At 69.1% G+C, this 21,985-nt stretch carries 23 protein-coding genes; 16 read left to right on the top strand and 7 right to left on the bottom strand.

All coding sequences use genetic code 11. The annotated features are described in order from the left end of the window. Positions 1-2 precede the first annotated feature (2 nt). The 5 genes from ACFXN1_RS40080 to ACFXN1_RS40060 form a co-directional block, all read right to left on the bottom strand. A complete protein-coding gene (locus ACFXN1_RS40080) occupies positions 3-3,980 on the bottom strand; it encodes a hypothetical protein (RefSeq protein WP_379437107.1) in 3,978 nt (1,325 codons plus the stop codon). A gap of 76 nt (positions 3,981-4,056) precedes the next feature. Continuing rightward, a complete protein-coding gene (locus tag ACFXN1_RS40075; RefSeq protein ID WP_379463856.1) occupies positions 4,057-4,653 on the bottom strand; it encodes a hypothetical protein in 597 nt (198 codons plus the stop codon). Beyond that, positions 4,654-5,169 (bottom strand): hypothetical protein, encoded by a 516-nt coding sequence (locus ACFXN1_RS40070; RefSeq protein WP_379437110.1) that lies wholly within the window; start codon positions 5,167-5,169, stop codon positions 4,654-4,656. It lies immediately after the preceding gene. A gap of 14 nt (positions 5,170-5,183) precedes the next feature. Next, entirely contained in the window at positions 5,184-5,648 is a 465-nt protein-coding gene (locus ACFXN1_RS40065; RefSeq protein WP_379437112.1) for an HK97 gp10 family phage protein, read from the bottom strand. A gap of 4 nt (positions 5,649-5,652) precedes the next feature. Further along, positions 5,653-5,973 (bottom strand): hypothetical protein, encoded by a 321-nt coding sequence (locus ACFXN1_RS40060; RefSeq protein ID WP_379437113.1) that lies wholly within the window; start codon positions 5,971-5,973, stop codon positions 5,653-5,655. A gap of 58 nt (positions 5,974-6,031) precedes the next feature. Between ACFXN1_RS40060 and ACFXN1_RS40055 the strand changes: the two genes are divergently transcribed. From ACFXN1_RS40055 to ACFXN1_RS40000, 12 genes are all read left to right on the top strand, one after another. After that, entirely contained in the window at positions 6,032-6,331 is a 300-nt protein-coding gene (locus ACFXN1_RS40055) for a hypothetical protein (protein WP_379437115.1), read from the top strand. Then, positions 6,328-7,956 carry a hypothetical protein gene (locus tag ACFXN1_RS40050; RefSeq protein ID WP_379437116.1) on the top strand — a complete coding sequence of 543 codons (1,629 nt, stop codon included), beginning with the start codon at positions 6,328-6,330 and terminating at the stop codon, positions 7,954-7,956. Before ACFXN1_RS40055 ends, ACFXN1_RS40050 begins: the two co-directional genes overlap by 4 nt. Then, positions 7,953-8,309: a hypothetical protein gene (locus tag ACFXN1_RS40045; protein WP_379437118.1), complete on the top strand. Its 357-nt coding sequence runs from the start codon at positions 7,953-7,955 to the stop codon at positions 8,307-8,309. Before ACFXN1_RS40050 ends, ACFXN1_RS40045 begins: the two co-directional genes overlap by 4 nt. Continuing rightward, positions 8,296-11,085 (top strand): phage minor head protein, encoded by a 2,790-nt coding sequence (locus ACFXN1_RS40040; RefSeq protein ID WP_379437119.1) that lies wholly within the window; start codon positions 8,296-8,298, stop codon positions 11,083-11,085. Before ACFXN1_RS40045 ends, ACFXN1_RS40040 begins: the two co-directional genes overlap by 14 nt. Then, entirely contained in the window at positions 11,082-11,354 is a 273-nt protein-coding gene (locus ACFXN1_RS40035; RefSeq protein WP_379437121.1) for a hypothetical protein, read from the top strand. The genes ACFXN1_RS40040 and ACFXN1_RS40035 overlap by 4 nt, the downstream gene beginning before the upstream one ends. Positions 11,355-11,412: 58 nt before the next feature. Further along, positions 11,413-13,545 (top strand): 2'-5' RNA ligase family protein, encoded by a 2,133-nt coding sequence (locus tag ACFXN1_RS40030; protein WP_379437122.1) that lies wholly within the window; start codon positions 11,413-11,415, stop codon positions 13,543-13,545. 2 nt (positions 13,546-13,547) lie between these two features. Then, positions 13,548-13,688 (top strand): hypothetical protein, encoded by a 141-nt coding sequence (locus tag ACFXN1_RS40025; protein WP_379437124.1) that lies wholly within the window; start codon positions 13,548-13,550, stop codon positions 13,686-13,688. Between the two features lie 76 nt (positions 13,689-13,764). Beyond that, complete coding sequence (locus ACFXN1_RS40020; RefSeq protein WP_379437125.1) at positions 13,765-15,690, top strand: major capsid protein; 1,926 nt, start codon at positions 13,765-13,767, stop codon at positions 15,688-15,690. A gap of 70 nt (positions 15,691-15,760) precedes the next feature. Next, positions 15,761-16,573 (top strand): hypothetical protein, encoded by an 813-nt coding sequence (locus tag ACFXN1_RS40015; RefSeq protein WP_379437127.1) that lies wholly within the window; start codon positions 15,761-15,763, stop codon positions 16,571-16,573. A gap of 11 nt (positions 16,574-16,584) precedes the next feature. Next, complete coding sequence (locus ACFXN1_RS40010) at positions 16,585-16,968, top strand: hypothetical protein (RefSeq protein ID WP_379437128.1); 384 nt, start codon at positions 16,585-16,587, stop codon at positions 16,966-16,968. A 6-nt stretch (positions 16,969-16,974) separates the two neighbouring features. Continuing rightward, positions 16,975-17,385, top strand: coding sequence for a hypothetical protein (locus ACFXN1_RS40005; protein WP_379437130.1), 411 nt, complete (start codon positions 16,975-16,977; stop codon positions 17,383-17,385). 9 nt (positions 17,386-17,394) lie between these two features. Continuing rightward, the gene (locus tag ACFXN1_RS40000; RefSeq protein ID WP_379437131.1) at positions 17,395-17,835 is read left to right on the top strand and encodes a hypothetical protein; all 441 of its coding nucleotides are present in this window, start codon (positions 17,395-17,397) and stop codon (positions 17,833-17,835) included. 83 nt (positions 17,836-17,918) lie between these two features. Here ACFXN1_RS40000 and ACFXN1_RS39995 read toward each other — a convergent pair whose 3' ends face one another. After that, positions 17,919-18,200, bottom strand: a complete 282-nt coding sequence (locus tag ACFXN1_RS39995) for a hypothetical protein (protein ID WP_379437133.1) — start codon at positions 18,198-18,200, stop codon at positions 17,919-17,921. 40 nt (positions 18,201-18,240) lie between these two features. Here ACFXN1_RS39995 and ACFXN1_RS39990 point away from each other — a divergent pair, with 40 nt between their 5' ends. The 4 genes from ACFXN1_RS39990 (at position 18,241) to ACFXN1_RS39975 (ending at position 21,497) form a co-directional block, all read left to right on the top strand. Continuing rightward, entirely contained in the window at positions 18,241-19,377 is a 1,137-nt protein-coding gene (locus ACFXN1_RS39990; protein ID WP_379437134.1) for a hypothetical protein, read from the top strand. A 241-nt stretch (positions 19,378-19,618) separates the two neighbouring features. After that, the gene (locus tag ACFXN1_RS39985; RefSeq protein ID WP_379463854.1) at positions 19,619-20,200 is read left to right on the top strand and encodes a hypothetical protein; all 582 of its coding nucleotides are present in this window, start codon (positions 19,619-19,621) and stop codon (positions 20,198-20,200) included. Then, on the top strand, positions 20,200-20,931 hold the full coding sequence (locus tag ACFXN1_RS39980; RefSeq protein ID WP_379437137.1) for a hypothetical protein: 732 nt from the start codon (positions 20,200-20,202) through the stop codon (positions 20,929-20,931). The genes ACFXN1_RS39985 and ACFXN1_RS39980 overlap by 1 nt, the downstream gene beginning before the upstream one ends. Beyond that, on the top strand, positions 20,931-21,497 hold the full coding sequence (locus ACFXN1_RS39975) for a hypothetical protein (RefSeq protein ID WP_379437139.1): 567 nt from the start codon (positions 20,931-20,933) through the stop codon (positions 21,495-21,497). Before ACFXN1_RS39980 ends, ACFXN1_RS39975 begins: the two co-directional genes overlap by 1 nt. On the opposite strand, the gene ACFXN1_RS39970 is transcribed toward ACFXN1_RS39975, so the two are convergent. Then, positions 21,494-21,979 carry a hypothetical protein gene (locus tag ACFXN1_RS39970; protein WP_379437140.1) on the bottom strand — a complete coding sequence of 162 codons (486 nt, stop codon included), beginning with the start codon at positions 21,977-21,979 and terminating at the stop codon, positions 21,494-21,496. The genes ACFXN1_RS39975 and ACFXN1_RS39970 overlap by 4 nt on opposite strands. Between the last annotated feature and the right edge of the window lie 6 nt (positions 21,980-21,985).

The following is a 21,985-nucleotide window of genomic DNA, read 5'->3' as shown; positions in this document are numbered from 1 at the left end:
ACTCACCCGTTCCTGTACGTGTCGGAAATCGCGGTGGTGCGGCCCAGCATCTTCTCTGTTTCATCGGCCACCTTCTGCGGATCCATGCCGTAGTAGTTGATGGTGTCGGCCAGCTTGAAGTTCTTGGCCGCCGTCACCGCTTGGTCGATTCCCTTGTCCGTCAGGCTCTTCAGGCCGAAGTTGTCCGAGAACTCCCCGACAATCGATTTCAGGGCGTCGACGCCGACGGCCTGGAACTTGCCCGCGAAATCCTGTTTCGATGCCCACTCGTTCGCGGCGGCGATGCCGGTGGGGGCCGGGCCGGTGTTGACGTTGAGATCCGGGGTGGCGGGTATCCCGGTCGCGCCGAGGACGGTCGGGCCCCCGCCGGTCGTCGAGCTGGTGTTCGGCGTCGACCCGCCACCGCCCCCGCCGGTGGTCGTGGTGGTCGCTGGGGTGGTGGATCCGCCGGCAGTCTTCGGGTCTCCGCCCAGGAAGAACTCGGGCGGGAAGTGCATGTGGTCGGTGTAGAGCGCGGAGTTCGCGCCCTCGGCGGCGCCGCCGTACTGGCCGTCGCCGCGCGCCCCGCCCATCTCGACCTTCGTCCCGTTGGGCAGAGTCATACTCGTGTGCCCGCCGTACGGGCCGCCGTTGTACCAGCCGAAGCTCAGCGAGCCGGACGGGCCGATGCCGGGCTGCGCGCCCATCGCCGCCAGGGCCTGGCCCTCGGTGGCGGTGGTGAACCGTGATCCCCACGGCGGCGCACCGGTGGCGTAGTTGGCCAGCGCGCTGGCCGCGCCCGAGCAGTCGCCCCAGTGCACCCCGCCCCAGTTGTAGGTCGCGCCCTCGATGCCCTTGGCGAAGTCGTCGAGCTGGTCGGCGGTGACCAGACCGCCGCCTGCGAACCCGGGCACCCCGCCGACCATCGTGCGCAGGAACTCCGGCGAGGGCACCCACCCGGCATTGAGTGCGTGCAGCAGTGGCGCGCCCGCGCTGTATGCCGCTGCGGTGGACACGAATTCGCCATCCGAGAGCCGCAACGGTTTGACTCCGTCGAGCAGGGCGGGGATCGAGTCGCTGGTGCCGGTGCCGGGCCCACGGACCAGCCGGCCGCCGGTGGCCTTGCCCTCGGCACCGGCCCACTCGATCATCGATTTGCCGATGCCCGAGAACCCGATCGTGGTGCCGCGGCCCGGGATGCCGGGCAGGTCGGGGATTTTCACTTCAGGCAGCCCGACCAGGAATTTTCCGATCTCGCGGGCCGCGGATTTGATGCCCTTCACGATCGTGTCCCACACGCTGGTCACCGTGTCGCCCAGCCCGGTGAAGAATCCGGCGATCCCGCGCAGTGTGACATCGGCGTGGTCACTGAATGCTTTGATCACCGTCGCCGCGTTGCCGAGCTGTTCACCGATCGTGGTGGCCATCTTCTCGAAGGTGGGGATCACGTAGGGCTCGATCACGTTGAGCACCAGCCACGTCCACAACTTGGCCTGGTCCTCGATCAGCGGCAGGAGCGCGATCAGCACATCGAGCAGCGGCGGCAGCATCTTCACGGCCAGGTCGACCAGCTGCGGCAGGATCGGCGCGACCGCCATGATCAGGTCGCCGAAAGCCTTCGCCAGCTCGGGCAGGTGCGGCGCCAGCTGGTTCATCGCGTCGGCGAGGGCGCCGCCGATCTTCTGCGCCACATCGGCGAGGATCGGCTGCAGCTGCTTGAAGATCGGCATCAGCAGGTCGGCGATCTGCTGGATCAGCGGACCGGCCGCGTTGAAGATCGTGGTCAGGGCGGGCGCGAGCGCGGTGATCAGCCCGGCCACGACATTGGCGATGACCGGGATGATCGGCGACAGCGCGGTGATCAACGACACGAACGCATCGCCCATCGGCTTCATCGCTGGTGCCAGCGCTGTAATCGCTTGCGACAGAGCGATTCCCACGACCTGCGCGATCTGGCTCAGCGGGTCGATCAGTGGGGTCAGGGCGGTCATCAGCGACTGCAGCAGGTCCCCGATCACCGGCAGCACCGGCTGTAGCCCGGTCGCCAGGGCGCTGATGAAATTCGCCAGGTCGGGCATGATCGCGGTCAGCGTGGTGGCGAAGGTCGCACCGATCTGGCCGAGTGCCGGCGCGATCGTCTGGACCGCTTGGCCGATCGAAGTGAACAGCGGGCCGAGGGTCGGGCCGACGATGTTGCCCATCTGGATCAGCCCGTCGATCAACGGATTCAGCCCAGCGCCGAGGCCCTGCAGCATGTCGCCGAAGGTGCTGATCAGCTGGGTCAGCGAACCGTTGTTGAACGCGTCGGTGAACGCTTGCCCGACCTGGCCGAGCATCCCGCCCAGCTGCTCACCGATCTTGCCCGCGACCGGTTCGAATGCTTGCCCGAGGGACAGGACTCCGGTGGTGGCCTGCTTCAGGCCCGGCCCCAGCCCGCCGATGAACGAGGCGGCACCGTTGAAGATCGACTCGAGGGCACCCATGTTCTCGGGCGCCTTCCAGAAGTTCGCGAAATCGGTGGTGAGCCCGTTGATTTGGGTTGCCACCGAGGTCATGCCGCGTCCGAGGACCGGGAAGGCGACCTCGGCGAGCTGCTTGATCCCGGTATCGGCACCGGCGAACAGCGCATCCTGCACCGGCAGCTTGACCAGTTCTTTCCAGCTGTCTTTCAGGCTGCGCGTCGCCAGCACGAACGACTGCGTGTTGGGCGAGAGTTTCGCCATCGCCTGCGCTGCTTTGTCCTGTGCCCCAGAGGATTTCGTCTGGGCGTCGTTCAATGCTTCCTGTGCGTCGGCGAGGGCCTTGGTCGTCTCGTCTACCCGTTCGTTCGCTGAGGCAAGCTTGTCCTTGGCTGCCACGACGGTGTCGCTGCCCTCGGCTCCCTTGGCGAGGGCTTCCTGCTGCTTCTCCGCCAAATCCGAGTTGCGGGTGCGGGTTTCGAGCAGCGATTGCTCGGCCTTGGCGACGCGCAGCTGCGCGCGCTCGTAGTCGTCACCGGGCTTGATGTTGGCGAGGTCTTTGCGCGCGTCGGCGAGGTCGAGCTGTGCTTCCTTCTCCGAGAGCACCCCGCCGCGGACCTCCAGATTGAGGTCGCGCATCTGTTTCATGGCGTCTTTGCGGGCGGTGGTCAGGTCTTTTTCGGCCTGCTCGGAGTCCTTTTTCGCGTTGCGCACGGACTTCTCGGCCGAGGTCACCTGGTCCGTAGCCGTCTTGATCGCCGAGGCTTGGGCGGCGGCGTCGCTACCGGCGGAATCCTCGGCCGCCGACAGCGCAGAGAACGCATCCTTGATGCCACCCAACCCGACTGCGATCGTGGCAATCCCAGCCATCGCGACCGGCCCCAGCGAAGCCAGCCCGACACCGAGCACCGCGACCGCGCCGGCGGCCGCGCCGATCGCACCGGTCAGTCCGGTTACCGCCGCGGTGATCAGCCCGACTTTCCCGGCCCCGCCCACCAGACCCGACACGTCGGGCAACGACGATCTCGCCGTCTTCGCGCCGGCACCGCCACGGCGGTCGATGTCGACATTCACCGTCTGGTTACGGGTCAGCGCAGCGAGTTCCGCGCGGAAGGCTGCGCCATTGGTGATGTTCAACCTGACGTTGACATGCGGCGCGAGCCGGTCGAGTCGGGCCTGCAGGGCCGCGGCGAAGGCCTGCAGCTCGGCGGTGGTCACCTGTAGGCGCACGTTCGCGCGGGCGTCGAGAGTCCGGGTGTTAAGTACGGTCTGCGCCTCGCGGCGGAAGGCTGCCACGTTGGCCGACAAGGAGACCTTGCTGCGCAAGACAATCGCATCGAGTGCGGTCTGGGTGTCGCGGCGGAACTGGGAAACGTTGGCCGACAGCGCGACGTTGATCGGGAACCGAGCGTTTTTCAGCTCGGCTTTGAGGACCTGTTCAGCCTTGCGCGCGGCAGCTTTGACCCGCGCTTCCAGCTCGGCGTCGAGGTTGTTCCAATCCAGCTGGGCGGAGACGTGCGCCTCGGCGAATGGCAATGTCACCGGCGGGCCTCCAGAGCAACGAATTCGTTGCCCGGCCCGCAGCCAGCAGCAGATGGATCGGTATCAGCGTATCGGGCTAGGTGAAGGTCAGCTCGCTGTCGACACCCTCGGGCACGGCGACCATCGGCGGCGCGCCGCCGCCGAACATCGCTGCCGCCGCCAGCCAATCGGCTGCCGCCGCGTCGTCATCGGCGCCGGTATCGCGCGCACGGTCGGGCAGCTGGTCCAGGTCCCCCAGCCAGCGGCTCAGGGCGTCGTCGTTGTGGGAGTGCCGGTGGCGTAGACAGCTGTAGGCCACGGCGGTGGCGCGGTCGGGGGCCAGGGCGAGCAGGTCGACCCCGCGCTGGCCCAGCTCGCCGTCGACCTCACGCCAAAGCGCGAGGGTCTGCCGCCAGATCTTCGTGACGGTCCATCGCGGCTGCCCGAAGATGTTCTCGACCACCGCGTCAGCGATGGCGTCGATCTGGCGGGTGGTGATGGTGCCGGTGAGGATGGATTCGATCAGCCAGCTCGCATCCCCGGTGTCGCGGGTGGTCGCGGTCACGACCCGAAAGCTGTAGTCGGACAGGGTCACTGCGACCAGGTCGCGGGTGCCGGGCAGCGGGTCGGCCAAGTGCACGACCCGCTCGCCCCACCGCCACGCACCCGCGCGAGGCTTCCACGCCGCGGACACTTACCGGTGCAGGTTCCGCGCCACGCGCCGGCGCTCGGTGCGATTGAGCTTGGGCGAGAAATGCTCGATGATCGCGGTCAACACCTTGTGGTAGACCTCGGTACCGAATTCATCGGTGCGATCGAGCAACCGACGCTGCACGTAGTGGAAGCTCTCCTCATCGAGGGCGTGTGAGGCGAATTGCTGCATGGCGAATACGCGCTCGGGCATGGTCGAGCTGCCCGAGATCATGCCCATCAGCACGCCCCATTGCTCTTCGGTGGGCTTGATCGCCACGCAGGTGTGACCGTCGATCGAGAACTCGAGGATGTCGTCATCGCTGATCTCGGGGTCGGTGTCGCTGTCCTCACCACTGCCAGTGGTGAACTGCAGCGCGGCGGGGATCGGGCGCTCGTCGTCGTCGAGGACCGGCGGGATCACCGACTCGGGTTCGTTGATAACGGTCAGTGCGTCCTCGACTCCCTCTGCGGGCAGCGGGTTGGCGGGGCGAGCGGGCTTGCGGGTGCGAGGCGGCATGTGGGGTGTCCTATCTAGGTGGTGGGGTTGCGGGAGATGCCGGGGCCGAACACTTCTTCGAGCGCTTGGGTCAGGTAGGGCGAGCCGGGGGTGCCCTTCACCGACTTGGCGAACACCCATGCGCGCTGCGTCTTGGCGGGGCGGCGGACACCAGGCGGTAGCGGCCCGATCGTTCGGCCGGCCCGGAACTTCAGGGCCTTGGCGGTGACGGGCACGATGCGGGCGTGGTGCGGCCCGAATAGGCCGGTGCCCTCATGCCGCCAGCGGGCGTAGGCCAGCGGGGATCCGACGCGCACGATCGCCCCGCTCGAGGTGGCGGTGACCAGGTGCGTGATGCTGGCCCGCAGCCTGCCCTCATCCACGGGGCAATTGGCTTTCGCCCTGTTGGCGATCTCGCGGCCGACTCGGTCACCCCAACGCACGGCGGCGCTCTGCATCGCGGCGTTGATGCGGTCGCGGTGGACCTGGCCCGAGGTCACGGCGCTACGCCTTGTCGGTGCGCGAGCGGCGCGCCCGCGGTGCCGACGGCTCGGGCTCGGCGAGCAGCTCGGCCGCATCCGCGCGGGCGCTGATCAGGTCGGCCTGCGCTTCGGCCGCCGCGTCGCTGGCCTGCTGGACCGCCTCTGCACGATCCTCTACCTGCGCCTCGGCCGAGTCCTCGGCGGGCGGGGTCGAGTCGGCGAGCACGGTCACGCGCCCGTCGGCGATCAGGGTGCTGATACGCGGGGTGTGGGCCACCGTGCGGACCTCGCCCGCCGCCCAGTCCTCGAAGGCTTGCTCGGCTCGCACAGTCACATCGGTCATGCGAGCGAGGATACAGTCACACTGTCTCTATGTATTTCAGCGTCGAAGGTGGTCAGCCGTGCCTTTCTTGACATTCCTGCTCTGCCTCGGCGCCGCCGCGCGCCTGACCCGGCTGGTGACAGACGACTACATCACCCGGCACCTGCGGACCGCGGTGATCACCCGCACCGGCCACGCCAGTGACCTGTCGTGGCTGGTGACGTGCGCGTGGTGCTTCGGAATGTGGTGCGCGGCAGCTGTTTTCACCGCCGGATATTTCTATGGTGATCAGCCGTGGTTCATCTGGTCGGCCGCCGCGCTGAGCGCATCGCACCTGATCGGGCTGGGCGCGACCCACTTCGACGGGGACCGCTCATGAACCGCCGCCCGGAATCGACCGCAGCGCGCATCGCCGAGCAGCTGGCCGCCACGGCGGGCACGCGGCGCGGGGCGCGGGCCCGCGTACCGGGGGCAGTGCTCACGCAATTTCATCTCGACCAAGCCACCCGCACCAATCCACTCCGGCCGCCGCGCACGATCACCGCCGCCGCACAGATCCTCGCGGGCCCGACCGTCGCGCGCACCACGGCCAAGAACACCAAACAGCGTTGGCAGGATGAGATCTGGGATCTGCGCGATGAGATCGGTGAGCTGCGCTTCAGCGGTGACCGCATCGCGCGCTCGGTCGGGGGGATGCGGCCGATGATCGCCAAGGTCGAATCCCTCGGCGACGAACCGGTGGAAGTGACCGAGGGTCTACCCGCTGAGCTGGGCGATCGCATGTTCGGCAACCCGGCCGCCAACAGCCAGAACCTGTTCCGGGCAGGCCAGCATTTCGGGTTCAACGGCGAGACACTGCTGCTGCTCGGCGACGGGGAAGACGACACGTTCACCTGGCAGCCGTGCTCGGTGCAGGAACTCACTCCGGCCGGCAAGTCCTGGACCTACAACAACGGCCTGGACCCTCGGCCGTTGCGCCCCGACGAGCATGTGGTGCGCGGCTGGATTCCGCACCCGAGGCAGAGTGCGTGGGCCGACTGCGGGGCGCGCGCGATCATGCCGGTCGCCCGAGAGCTGCGCGGACTGACCGAACACGTATCGGCACAGATCGATTCGCGTCTGGCCGGTGCGGGCCTGCTGCTGGTGCCCCAAGAACTCGAGGTGCTGGGTGGGCAAGGCAGCCCGAGCGGCGACGATGACGAGGACATCGATCCTTTCGTGCGCGACCTGATGGAAATGATGCTGACCCCGATCAAGGACCGGGGCAGCGCCGCGGCGCTGGTGCCGCTGGTCGCCAAGGCACCCGGCGAGCTGATCGACAAGGTCAAGCACATCAAGTTCGCCGAGCCGCTGGATCCCAAGGCGGTCGAGCTGCGCAACGAAGCGATCCGCCGGATCGCCCTCGGCATGGATTCCCCACCCGAAGCGCTGCTCGGGCTCGGCTCGGGATCCAACCATTGGAGCGCGTGGGCGATCTCGGAAGAGGACGTGAAACTGGCGGTCACACCGGTCATGGTGTTCATCGCCCACACCCTCACCATCGGCTGGCTGCATCCGCTGCTGCGTGCCGAAGGCGTACCGGACTGGAACAAATACCTGGTCTGGTACGACGCGTCGGCGCTGCGGCTGCGCCCGGATCGCAGTGCCGACAGCCGTGAGCTGTTCGACCGTGCTGCGCTGTCGCTGGACGCGACGCTGCGGGAGAACGGTTTCGGTGACGCCGACAAGCCCACCGACACCGAGAAGACACAGATCCTGCTGACCAAGCTGCTGATCGCCGCGCCCTCGCTCGCACCACTGCTGCTGCCGCTGCTGGGCATCAACGTCGACACGAGCGTGCTCAATCAGACCTCCGACATCGCGGCGGCGACCGGCGGCGACACCCCGCCCACCGACACCGCACCCGCCGACTCTCCGCCCGCCGACAGCGGCGGCGACAGCGGGCAGCGGTCTCTGCCCGAGCAGCCGGCCCCCTCCAACGCCCCGGATGGGAGCGCCCCGTGACCGCGGCGGCCGAGGCACCCGAGTGCGTGGCGCTGGCGGTCGAGGTGGCGGTGCTGCGCGCGCTCGAGCTGGCCGGCAAACGCGCCCACCACAACAGTGGGCGCGGCGGACGCGGCCAGCTCTACAAGCTCCCGGCGTGGCAGGTCCATACCGCGCGCCGCCTGGCCGCCGCGCCTGAGCAGTGCGATCGGCTGCTGGTGGGGGTGTGGGATCTGCTGGCCCAGGTGGTGCCCGACCAGCCGCGCATCATCACGGCCGCGGATTGGTATGTGCGGCAGCTGATCGTGTCCGGGCGCGCTCACCAGGCGTCCGAGCTGCGGCAGGTGCTGGCGGTGGCGTGTGAGCCCGCGTGATCCGTGGCTGGCGCAGCGGCTGCACGCGGTAGACCGGCAGCGCCGCGCCGAAGCGCGCGTGTTCGCCGGTGTCATCGAGGCGATGACGGTGTGGCTCGATGCCGCGCGCGCCCTGGTGCTCGGGCAACCGTTGCCGCCCGCCGCCCTGCAGCTCCTCGACAGCCCGCCCGCACTGACCGCCGCCGCCGAACCCGACATCGATGCCGCGCGCGGTGCGGCGCAGGTGTGGGCGCGCGGGGTCGCCGAGCACGTCGACCCCGCCCTGTCCGAAGCGTTCGGCGAAGGGTTCCTCGACGCCGCACGCCGCGCAGACATCTCCCCACTGCCGTTCCAGCTCGACTACCTCGAGCACGTGCACGATCGGTTGAAGATCTGGCCCGAGGGTGCCTTCGAGGAACTGCGGCCCGAGCTGCTCGAAATGCTTTCCGAGGGTATGGATTACGACCAGATGACCGAGCGCATCGGCCGAATCCTGAATATCGACGCCCCGACTCGGCGGATCCGGGCCGAGATCTCCGAGATCGACCGGCAGCTGGCCGATCCGGATTCGGACCTGTCGCGGGCCGATAAGGCGGCGCTGCGGGCCCGCAAGCGCGCGCTGTGGGATCAGCACGACGAATCGCTGCAGCAGTGGCAATGGTTGGCACGGCGCATCGCACGCACCGAAACCCATGGCGCGATCGAGGGCGGCGCGCTCGCCGCTGCCCAAGCCGTCGCGGCGGCCGGGGGAACGGCGACCTATAAGCGGTGGCTGTCGACCACCGACGAACGCACCCGCGGCACCCACGTCGTGGCCGACGGGCAGATGGTCAAGCTGCACGAACCGTTCCAGGTCGGCCGCGCGCGGCTGCAGCATCCCGGCGAGGCCGGCGGGCCTGCGGGCGAGGTGATCAACTGCCGGTGCACCACAATGTATCTGCGCGAGGACGAAGTGCAGGACGCGCTGCAAGGGGTGTGGGGCGGGCGCGGTGTCGGTCCCGGGCATGCCCGCATCGGGCCCGACGACGAAGACGACGCCGCGACCGCGCTCGACCGCTGGCAGCGCGAACAGCGCGGCGAAGTCGTCGACGACCTCACCCCTGATGAAAGCGGCCACGGCGACGGCGACCACGGCGAAGACCAAGGCGGCGGCGAGGGCGGCCACCGAGACGACCAGGGCGGCGGCGAGGGCCAGGGCGACGAGCACGACCACCGAGACGACAACCTCGACGACACCGGCGAGCACGACGACCATCACGATGACCTCGGCGACGGGAAACCCGAGGACCTCGACCCGGGCGAGCACGACGACGGGCACGACGAAGTCGACGACTTTTTCGCCCAGTTCGACACCACCGACGACGAACCCGACCACGAACATGACGCCGAAGACCTCGGCGACTTCGAGCGCGGCCCGATCCTGTCGGCGAGCACCCACGACCAGATCCAGCAGGCGCAGCGCGCGCTGCCCGATGACATGGATGGCTGGCAGGCGATCACCGCGCCGCGCGAGATCCGCCCGCGAGAAACGTTCCTCGAGCGCAGCATCTGGGAGAACCAACGCACCCTTGACCGGATGGACAGTGAGCTGGCCGCGATGCGCGCCGATCCACGCCTGGCGCCGTTCCGGGATCTCGATTCAAACGATCTGTGGACCATGAGCTATCGGCGCCAGCGCGAGCAGTCCGACCTCGAAGGCAAGCTCTCGCGGGCCCGCTCGCAGCGCAGCATCGAGAAGATTTCACGTGACCTGGCGCGGGTCCGCGAAGAGCGCGAGCTGATCGAGGGCTACATGAATCTACAGACCCGCATCGAGGTCGAGCAGAAAGCGCTGCATGACATGCGCGAGGATCCGCCCACGGGCGCGCTGTGGTCGCGGATGCAGCCAGCGCTGACCGAATCGCCGTACCTCAGCGACAGCTACGGCAATCTGCTACCCCCGGCCGAACTCGACGCGCACCTGGATTCGGTGCTGGCGGTCGGCGAATCGATGTGGGCCGACATCGCCGCGGCGATGGAAACCGACGCGGTGCTGCGGGCCGCGCGCCTGGCCGAGGACGCCCGCCCCCAGTCCTCACAAGACATTTTCGACCGCCACCGTGAGCGGGTGCGGATCGAGGCCGAGATCATCCGCGCCGCGCTGGCCGAGGTCCGCAAGTTCGGTGGGCATGCCCAGCAGATCACCACGACCATCCCCGCCGGGATCTACCCCGACCCCAACGATCCTCTACACCCGGCGACGCAGCAGGTGATCGACAACTTCCGCGCCGCCGAGCAGATGTTCCCCCGGGCCTGGCTCGAAGCCGCCGACAACCGCGGCGAACTGGTCCTCGCCGAGGTCAAGCGCGCGTTCTTCGGCTCCCGCATGGGCGGCAACGGCCGCGACCTGCTGACCGGATCCGCGCCGGGTTCCTTCGGCACCGACTATGACGGCGCGTTCACCAACTACGAGGAAGAGGTGGCGTGCCACGAACTCGGCCACCGCATGGAACAGGCCGTGGCCGGGCTGACCGCGCTGGAATACGCGCTGGTGCGGCGGCGCGCCACAGTCCACGGCAACCTGGAATCCTCGCGCGAGATCTACCCTGGTAGTGGCGAGATGGCGCTGAAAGACAAGTGGATCCACGCCTACGCCGGCAAGACCTACTCTCCGAGTAGCCGTGACCCTGCCCGGATCGCGCACGAAGCGTTCCAGGTGGGTTTGCAGGACCTGTTCGGCCGGTCGCTTACGCGATACGGCGACCCGGATGGAGGGCAATTGACCTGGTTCATGATCGCCGCGCTGGTGCTCTTATGAGCTGGACCGTCTACAGCGGCAGTGATCGCGTGCGCTGGCTGAACTGGGACGGCCACGACTGGAAAGCCGACCCCGAAACGACCGCGCAGCTGAGCGCGCCGGGGTTTTCGTTCCCGCTGACCCCGACCGGGCCGATCCAGACCGGGTACGGGCCGGGCGAGTCCGAGCTGCTGGCCGCGGCGCTGTTCGTGATCCCCGACCCGCAGACTGCCGGCGCGATTCCCGCCTATCCGCGGCTACCGCAGGGCCCGCGCGGCGCGGTGTTCTGATCCGCTCGTGCCGATAATCGTGGATACAGTGCATCTGTTTCCCATGATTGGAGCTGTGATGACCGCACCCGTCGATGCCGCACCCACGACCGGCGCACCAGACGGGCCGGGCTCGCCGCCGACCGGATGGCGCGGCCCGATCCTGCCGGTCAACACCCCCTCAGGTGACGGCCGCGAATTCACCCTGATCGGCGACCAGGTACCCACCCGGCCGCTGCCGCTGCCGCTCAATGCGCAGCGCACCCTCGACGACGCACACAAGGGATCCGAGGTGGTCGGGCTGATCACCCGCCTGTGGGTGCAAGACGGCGCGGTGTGGGCCGAGGGCACCTTCGATCTGGCCGACCCGACCGCCGCGGACTGGGCGGCGCGGCTCGCGCGCGGGGTCGCGGGCTGGGTGTCGGCGGACCTGTCCGATATCGCCTGGACCGAGGTCCCGATCGATGAGGCCGGTGCCGAGGTGCCCGACGACGTGATGGCCGCGTGGATGAGCGAACAGCCCGAACCCGAACCTGGCCAGCCGCCCATGCCCTGCCCCGTCGCGGGCTGGCTGTATCGGTTCGATCAGTGGAAGGTCATGGGCGCCACGCTCGTATCCAGCCCAGCGTTCGAAGGCGCGCAGATCTCCCCCGCCGACGACGTGGCGGCGCTGACCGCTGCTGCCGCGCCCGATGGCAGCGCACCGGCCGACAGCGAACTTGCCGGCGCGGATACCGAACCGGTCGATGACGGCGACGACGAGGAAGACGACACCGCGCCCGAGCACACCGGCGCGATGGTGGCGCTGATCCCCGCCGCCGAGGATGCACAGCGCCTCGCGGTGGCAGGTGGTGACCCGGTCGAGGAACTGCACGTCACGCTTGCTTATCTGGGTGAGGCCGCGGACTGGTCACCCGAGCAGGCCGACGCGGTGCGCACCGCGATCGCCGACATAGCGCCGACCGGCCCGATGGCCGGCGAGGTGTGGGGGTGGGCCCAGTTCAACCCGGACGGGGATCAGCCGTGCGCGGTGTACCTGGTCGGCGCCGACGGGCTCGGCGACTTCCGGCAGGCGGTGCTCGGCGCGCTGCTCGACATCGGCGGCCCGATGCCTGCCCAGCACGATCCGTTCGTGCCGCACCTGACGGCTGGGTACGGGCTGCCCGTCGACCAGCTGACCGAGACCGGCGCGATCCGCTTCGACCGGCTGCGCGTCGCATTCGCCGGACAGAACACCGATATCGCGCTGGAACCGGTGACCGCGGCCCTGACCGCCGCGGCGGTCGTCTACGACCACCGCGACTTCGAGATGCCCGAACCCGATGAGCTGACCGCGCTCACGGTCACCGACGACGGGCGCGTGTTCGGCCACCTGGCCGACAGCGAGGTCTGCCACATCGGATTCACCGACATCTGCGTGACCCCACCCACCAGCGCCAGCGACTACGCCTACTTCCACCAGGGCGAGATCCGCACCGACACAGGCACTCTCGCGGTCGGAAAGATCACCCTCGGCACCGGGCACGCCTCACTGCATGCCAGCGCGCGGGCCGCTGCCGAGCACTACGACCACACCGGCACCGCGGTCGCGGTGGTCCGCTGCCGCGACGGCGCGGGCGGGCCGTGGCTGTCCGGGCGGATCCTGCCCGGAGTCACCGAGGACCGGATCGATGAGCTGCGCCGCAGCGGTGTCTCGGGTGACTGGCGCGGGATCCGACGCCGCTCCGGACCCGAGAACCTCGAGCTGGTCGCGGTGCTGGGGGTGAACGTACCGGGCTTCCCCGTGCCCAGGACCAGGGCGCTGGCCGCGTCGGGGGTGCGGACCCTGGTCACTGCCGGTGTGCGCCGCCGCCCGCCGCGCGTGCACCGCCCCACCCTCGATGAACTGCTGCGTGCGCGGCGAGCGAGTTTCGTCGAAGGGTTCTTCCGGGCCGAGCGGGCGGCGCTGGCGGCGCGGCGGGTGCTGGTCGCGGCTGGCGCTGGCCCGGTCGACGACCACAAGGCCAAGCCGCTGGAGAAGTACTGGACCGAGGGCAAAGGGTTGGCGCGCTGGTCGAGCGACGCCCACCCCTACACCAAGTTGGTCGAGGAACTGACCAAGGAAATCCCCGCTGACGAGATGACCCCCGAGCAGATCAAGGGGCTCGCGGCGAACTACTACCACAAGGTCTTCGGCCGGTGGCCCGGCGCTGACCAGGGAAAGGACAACTGATCATGGGCTGCAACTGCGGACCTACCCGGCTGCTGCACCAGGTGGTGCACCCCGACGGGCAGACCATCACCTACGCGAGCGAGGGCGAAGCGCGCGTGGTCGCCGGGCAGGTAGGTGGGACGTACCAGGCGATACAGCGGTGAGCGGCTACTCTAGACGCAGCTAAGCCGCTGGCTCCGGGCCGGGCACCAACTTTTGGTTGCCCGCACGGAGGCAGCAGTGAAGATCACTCTCCAGAAGCTCATCGACGCCGCCACCGGTGTGGACGAAGGCCAGACCGGCAAGGATGCCGTGGCTGCCCTGCTCGCCGAAGCCGCGGGCGAGGTCGATGTACAGGCTCTGCTCGACGAGACCGTATCGAAGTTCGGGGAGCTGCGCGGCGACGACGCCGGCCGCAACTACACCGAAGACGAAGTGGCCGCCCTCGAAGCTCTCACCGAGGTCGCCGAGGGCGTGCGGGTCGAACTCGGGCGCCGCGACCAGGCGGTGGCCGACCAGCGGGCGCGCATCGCCGATCTGGCCGCCCGTCTCGCCCCTGCCACCGACACCGCCGACGACGGTGCGGGCGACAGCGACGGCACCGACGACACCGACACCGACGCCGGTGAGGGCGAGAGCGAGGGCAGCGGCGGTGAAGGCGGCGCGGAAGGTAGCGCCGCCGAGACCAGCGAGACCGACAGCGGCACCGGTGAATCCGCCGCGGGCGAGGCCGCGCCCGTGGCTACCGACGCGGCAGCGGCGTCCGCCGCGGAACCGGTGCTGGTCGCGGCCGCGCCGCCGCGCCGCCGCCCGGTCCGGCTGGCCGACCTTCCCGCCCGTGAGGTGCGCCGCCCGGATCCGACCCCGGCCGGTGTGGTGATCACCGCTGCGGCCGAGGTTCCCGGTTACGCGGCCGGTGCGCAGATGGCGGACCTGGCCGCGGTCGCGCGGGCGGGTACGGCGAAGTTCGACTCGTTCCCCCGCCATATCCAGGAAAACGTTCACATTTCGGCGAACATCGCGAACTTCGCGATCCCGTTCCCTGATGAGCTGAAGGTCACCGGCCGCGCCGATGACGACATGGATGTCATGGACCGCGCCGCGGATCAGTCGCGGCTGCCGCAGAAGTCGCTGCTGGCATCGGGTGGCTGGTGCTCGCCGTCCGAACGCCTGTATGAGATGTCGCCGATTCTGGCCGACGCCAGCGCCGGCATGATCGACGTTCCGGATGTGCAGTCCGCGCGTGGCGGTCTGACCTGGACCGAGGGTCCCGATTACACCGCGATCTACACCGGCACCGGGTTCATCCAGACCGAAGCGCAGGCGATCGCGGGCACCGGGTTCACCACCGCGATCGGTGGCACCGTCGCGGGCACCACCAAGCCGATTTTCCGCGTCCCGTGCCCGACCACATGGCAGGAAGGCCGCGCCGAGGCGATCGGGTTCGGCATCAACGGCGGCATCCTGCAGCACAACGCCTACTCCGAGCTGACCGAAGACGTGATCGCGCACTCGCTGATCGCGCACGCCCACCGCGTCAACGCCCGCACAATCAACCGCATGGCGGCCGATGCGGGTGCGGCGGTCACGCTGAGCCTGGGCCCGTCTGCGACCCCGCAGCTGCTCAACAGCATCGGTATCCAGATCGCCGATATCCGCTACGCGAATCGCCTCAGCGATAGCACCACCCTCGAGGTGGCGCTGCCGCTGTGGGTCAAAGAGGTTGTGCGCGCGGATCAGTCCATCCGCACGAACTCTTCGACTTCCGAGGCATACGAAGTCGAGGACGCGAAGATCGATGCCTGGTTCGCGCGCCGCAACGCGCGCGTGCAGTGGGTCTTCGACTGGCAGGACGCGTTCACCGGTGTGTCGGGTGGTTTCGGTGGTGCGTCGCCGATCACCGCCTGGCCGACCACGGTGGACGTGCTGGTGTACATCGCGGGCACCTACCTGCGGTCGCGCGGTGAGGTGATCACCATGCAGGCGGTCTACGACACCCAGAACCTGGTGAACAACGATGTGCTGCACCTGTTCACCGAGGAAAAGCTGCTGGTGATCAAGCGCCGGTACAAGCCGCGGCTGCTGCGTATCGCCCTGTCTGCCAACGGGTCCACTGCCGCCGGCCAGGTCCTCGACGCCAACGGCAAGGTCGTCGTCACCCCGTAACCCCTTGGGCCCGGCCACCGTTCGCGGTGGCCGGGTTCTGGTCTCCCCTACCTGATCCAGGAGGTTCCCGGTGGCTGTCCCGCCGATCATCGTTGCCGCGCCCGCGGTGAGTCCCGCGCGGTTCGGATTGCAGTCGGCGGCCGACCAGGTCGCCGAAAATGGCCGCATCGCATCCGGTATCGGGTGGGAGCCGCTGCCGTGCGGGCCCGCGCACACCGACCCCGCCCTGTGCGGGGACACCCCCACCGACCGAGAGCTGACCGATGGGATCGGTTTCGACACCGCCGACCCGATCGTGGTGTACGCCGGATTCACCTGCCACGCAGTCGGAATCAGCGAACAGCAGATGCGCGACCGCGCGGCCGCCGCCCTGGCGACCGAGTGGGTGGCCGTCGAGAAGACGGTGTGGAGCGAGACCGGGCTGCGGCTGATGAGCAACACCGTCGGCGAGCAGACCGCGGTCCTGTCGGCTACCCCGGTGTCCATTACTCGCGGTGTCGGGCTGCTCGAAGCGTTCCTCGGCGCGAGCTACGGCGGTGTCGGGGTGCTGCATGCCCCGCGCGCGGTGGCCGCGCACGCCGCGACCGCGCAGCTGCTCGGCAGCGAACCCGGCCGCCTCACAACGCCTCTGGGGAACCGGTGGGCGTTCGGGTCCGGCTACCCCGGTACCGGCCCCGACGGCAGCGCTGCCGCGGCGGGCACCACGTGGCTGGTCGTGACCGGCGCGGTCACCTACCGGCGGACCGGGGTCACCTTCCGTCCCGACACCATGGCGCAGGCATTCGACCGCGCCGACAACACGATTCGGTCCGTGGCCGAACGCACCTATGTCATCGCCTGGGACGACTGCGTGCGCGCAGCCGTTCCGATCACTCTCACCTAGGAGAATCCCCCATGCCCACCATTCTCGCTGTCAACGACGACGCCCAGGACATCGCGGCCCGACTGCTCTCAGCGGCAGGCGACCAGCCCGACCGGGTACAGGTCGTCACAGGCGGCAAGTACCTCGGTTTCGAGGTCGACGACGACCTGGCGCGCGCGGCAGGTTTCGTCATCGACGACCAGGCCGATGGCGCCGAGTCGAGTTCTACCCCGGTAGTAAATGCGGGCAGCACCGAAATCCCTGACCCGGATTCGGATTCGCCCGAGACGACCCCCGCACCGGCGCAGAGCGACGCCAGCGCCGACGCGGGCGAGCCGGTCGCCGACGACGCGGGCGAGGACACCAGCGCCTCGGCTGCGACAGCACCCGCCAAGCGGACCTCGCGCGCGAAGTAGCCCGGCATGACGGTCATCTCCGATACCTGCGTAGACCTCGGCGGCCACGCCGATGTCGGCGCGATCTATTTCTGGGCGCCGTGGTACCGAGAAGCAGATACCGGTGACCGGATCATCTCACCGCAGTACGTGCCGGTCCCGATCGATCCTGACGGATCGTTCACCACACCGGATCTGGCGGCGGGCCCGGCGCGTGTGCGGTTCGGGGGTGTCGCCTACGACATCGAGATCCCCGACTACAGCACACCGATCCGGCTGGGCCCGCTGCTGGCCGCGGCGCTGCCAGTCCCCCCGACCGAGGAAGCCACCGCGGTGCGCAATCTCGGCGGGATACATGGCGCGAAGGGCATGACCCTCGCGGCCTATACGGCGCTGCCGTCTATCGATCCCGAAACTCTTTACGTCACATTGGATTAGGAGTACCCCATGGCAGTCACAGCGAAGTGGTACGGCCTCGGCCTGCGCGCATTCGCCCGCAAGGAAGTCGACTGGGGCAACGACGCGATCAAGGCATTGCTGACCACCTCGGGGTACACCCCGAACCAGGACACGCACGCCTACAAATCGGATCTGACCAACGAACTGGCGGCCACCGGTGGATACACCGCTGGCGGTATCGCGCTGACCGGTCTGAACATCAGCTACGACGGCGCGAACAACCGGCTGATCCTGGACGCGAACGATATCTCGTGGCCCACAGCAACATTCACCGCCCGCAACCTGATCGTGTACGACAACACCCCCAGCACCGACGCGACCCGGCCGCTGCTGGGATACGTCGACTTCGGCGCGGACCAGACCCCGGGCGGCATCACGTTCTCGGTGGTGTGGGATGCGCTCGGTGTGCTGAATCTGGCTGCGGCCTGATCGAGCGGCGGCACGGTGGGGATCTATCTGCGCGGGCAACCGGTCTTCCGAATCTATCTGGGCGACCGCCAAGTTCGGCGCGTCTACCTCGGGACAAGGCTGGTGTGGCTCGACGTGGCTGGGCTGATCATGGTCCCGCCCGTCACCGCGACCGCCACCATGCCCGTCCCCGGGGTGGTCTCGGCATTGACCGCGGTACCCGCCACCGCGACCGCGGCGATGCCCGCGCCGACGTTCGGTGCCACGCTGCCGCCCCCGTCCGCCGAGGCTGCCGCGACAATGCCCGTGCCGGGGGTGGCGTTGCGGATCTCACCTGCCTCGGCCGCCGCGACCGCGCAGATGCCCGCCCCCGCAGCGACATTCACTCAGCGAGTGCTCGCCCCAGCCGCTTCGGCGGGTGCCTCGATGCAGGCACCGGCCGCCGCGCTGGTGGTCACCGTCTCCGCGGGCGAGGCGGCCGCGCAGATGCCGCCACCGACGGTGACGAACGAGGAACCGTCCACGGTCCCGGCGATGGTCGCGACCGCTGCGATGCCGGTGCCCGAGGCGGCGCTGATCGTGTCGGCGCCGAGCGCGTCCGCGTCCGGTGACGCACCGACCCCGCAGGTGGTAGCGGCGATGGTGCCCGGATCGGGTGCGGCGACCGCTGCAATGCCAGTGCCGTCGGTGCGGCTGCTCGTGCCAGTGCCGCCCGCCGGGGCGAGCGCTGGGGCGGGTGTCGCGTCGCTGGCGATGCTGGTGCTGCCCGCCTCGGCGAGCTGCTCGGCGGCGATGCCGGTGCCGTCAGTGCAGGAGGTGGTGAGCGTTCCGGCCGCGACCGCCTCGACCGCGATGCCCGTGCCGGCCGCCGCGCTGATCGCGACCGCGCCCGCGGGTTCGGCGTCCGCGTCGATGCCCGCGCCGACCCTGCCCCCGCCGAAACAGTCCTACAGCGACGACTTCAACCGCACCGACGCGAGCACCCTCGGATCGAACTGGGTCACACTCGGATCGAATTCGCCCACGATCGCCACCAACCGGGCGCAATCGGGCAGCCCCGGCACGAACGTCAGCGCCGCCTACGCGGCCCGCTACACCAGCGCGCTGGCCAGTGACACCATCGAAGCCTCGATCGTGACCATCGCGCCGACATTGGGTAACACCAACCAAACCGGCGTCTATACCGGTGTCATCGTGCGCTGCAATGCCGCTGGCACGCTGTGGGTCGAGGCGCTCATCGGCTACAACAATGTGCTGGTGCTGGGCACCCGAGACTCGGCAGGCACGTTCACCGCCCGCCCGAACAGCCTCAACAGCGGCAGCACCGCAGAGGTGTCGATCTCGACCCCGACCAGCTTGCGGCTCACCGCGAACGGCACCACCTACAGCGCCTACGTGAACGGCTCCACGACCCCGGCGTGGACGTGGTCGGACAGCGGTGGTGTGGTCGCTGTCGGGTCGTCTACCCGCTATGTCGGTGTGGTGTGCACCGCGCAAAACAGCTTCGGCAACCTGTTCCGGTCGCCGTGGGCCGCGGACTCGTGGGCTGGACTCGACACCTAGCGCGACAGCTGATGCAGTCCCCGCCGCGACAGTGCACGGATGTGACCGCTGACCCCGACTATCCTGCTAACAGACGTGCTGCTGGCTGCGGGCCGGGCCACCGATCACTATCGGCTGGAGACCCCCGATGACCACCACTTGCTGGAACCCGGTCCGCGCCAGGACAAGCCGTCTCACCAAGGTGTCCCCGTGCGGCGAAGCCGTCGCGGGCGCCAAGAACTCGCTGGCTTTCGACGGTTTCGTGACCGTCGAGTTCAGCCCCGAATACGAGGACGGCCAGGAGTCGAGCCAGAAGAAAGCCAACGGCGAGCTGGCCTGGATCACCAAGGATGACGACCAGCTCAAGTGGGTCACGGTCGCCATTGAGTTCACGGGCGTGAACCCGGATGCGGTCAACCTGATCCTGGGACAGCCGACCGTGCTCGACCACCTCGGCAACGCCGTGGGTTTCCGGCTCGGCCAGGTGGTGCCGTCCGATTGGGCGATCGAGACCTGGACCGATATCCCCGGCATGGCCTGCGCCGCGGGCAAGCCGTACGGGTACTTCCTCGCGCCGTGGCTGCACGGCGGCAAGCTCACCGCGTGGACGCTGGAGAACGGCGGCGCGAAATTCAAGATTGAAGGCGCGCGCACGCAGGCCGGGTCGCTGTGGGGCAAAGGCCCCTACGACGTCGACCTGAATGCCGGTGCGACCGAGGCGGATCCGCCGGTGGCGGGCAAGCTGCTCACCCCGATCGGTGGTGGCCAGCATGTCGACATGCACATCACCTTTGTGGCACCGCCGCAGGCTGCGTGCGCGGCGACGGCGCTGGTCATCGCCTGATGCCTGCGTGCGGATGGCAGATCACGCAGTGGCCGGCCGCCTACGACTCGGCTGATGCCGGGGCGAAGGCGGCGGCCGAAGCCCTGGCAGCGTCCACCCTGTGGGCGCTGTCGGGCAGGGTTTTCGGGGTGTGCGAGGACACCGTCACCCCGGTAGTCGAGCCCGATCAGCAATCGACCTACGACGGTCCGGGCGGGGCGCTGTCGCTGAAAACCAGGGCGTGGGCGGGCATGGCGTGCGGGTGCGGGACCGGCTGCCGCTGTACGGGTTCGCGTGAGCGGGTCGCGCTGCCGGGCCCGGTGCAGTCGATCACCGAGGTCCGCATCGACGGGCAGCTGGTCGACGCCGATGCCTACGTGGTGCACAACCGGCGCTGGCTGGTGCGCATCGACGGCCAGCTGTGGCCGCTGACACGGCCTGACCAGTTCACCGTGACCTACATGCGGGGGCTGCCGATCCCGGACACGGCGCTGATCGTGCTCGTCGATCTCGCGGTCGAGTTCCTGAAGGCGCGCACCGGCAACGGGAAGTGCTCGATCCCCGCGCGCGCCCAGCAGGTCACCCGCCAGGGCGTCGACATCCAACTGATCGACCCCGCAACGCTGTTCGACAACGGGCTGACCGGGGTCGAGACAGTGGATCGCTGGCTGGCCGCGGTGAACCCGGGCGGGCGGCGCGCGCCGTCGCGGGTCTACTCCCCCGACCGCCGCGATCCGATCCGGGTGCGCTGATGGACACCGGCGTGTACCGGGTGGCGCACACCCTGATCGGCGCGCTCACCGCGGCGCTGGCCTCGACCCGCGCAGGGGCACCGTGCCTTTCGGTGGTGCATGCGGGCAACATGGCACCGGATTACGGGTGGTGCGCCTGCGACGACGGCGAGGGCATGGCGTGGTCGCGGGTCGTATCCATCACCCCGACCGTCGATTTCCCCACCCCGATCGCGCGGGCGGTGCCGGCAGGCCAGGTCGCGCAGCTGGCCGCGGTGTTCGAGCTGGGGGTGACGCGCTGCTACTACACCCCCGAGGACAACTCGATGCCCGAGATTGGGGTGCTCGACAGCATGGCCCGCGACGCAGCCGACGACGCCGCCGCGATGCTGCGCGCGGTGCAGTGCAGCGGGCTGGACCCTGACGCGATGGTGGGCCCGTGGGTGCCGCGCGGCCCGCAGGGCGGGATCCACGGCGGCACAATGACCGTCACCGTGCGGGTGGACACCTGCGGCTGCTCGGGCACTATGCCGCCGCTGGATCAGCTGGTGGCGATGCTGCCCGACGATCCCCGCGCGACGGGCTAGCTGCGGGCGGCCCCGTCGGGCCACACGATGGTGACCGGCACGCCCTTCGCGCGGGCGAGATCGACGACCGTGCCGGTGCCGCCCTTTTCGCTGGGCTGCGAATCCCACACCGCCACAAGCTCATCGCAGCTGTCCACGACCGCTTCGTTCGCTGCCTCGTAGGCTTCGCGGCCCGCGTCGTCGAAGTCCATCACCCGCACCGTGGTGGCGCGATCCATCAGCTGATCGAACTGCTCGACGTGGTCGGGTTTGACCTTGTCGCTGCGGTAGTTCCGTGACGGCAGCACCACCTCGAGCTGTCCACCGGCATCGAGTACCGCTTGGGCGAAAACCGAATCCGAGCCGCGGGCGATGCAGCTGATACCGACCAGCTCAGCCGATGCCACTGCCATGTCGCCCAGGTGGGCGCGGATCGCGCTGTAGACCAGCGGCGCCGTGGCAGGAGTGATGTTCATGTGTCCGGTCACGGCGATACGTGTCATGCCCAC

The sequence above is a fragment of the Nocardia sp. NPDC059154 genome (assembly GCF_042755705.1).
In the GTDB taxonomy this organism is placed as follows: domain Bacteria; phylum Actinomycetota; class Actinomycetes; order Mycobacteriales; family Mycobacteriaceae; genus Nocardia.
The sequence above is the reverse complement of the archived record's forward strand: the minus strand, read 5'-3'. Positions and strand labels throughout refer to the sequence as shown.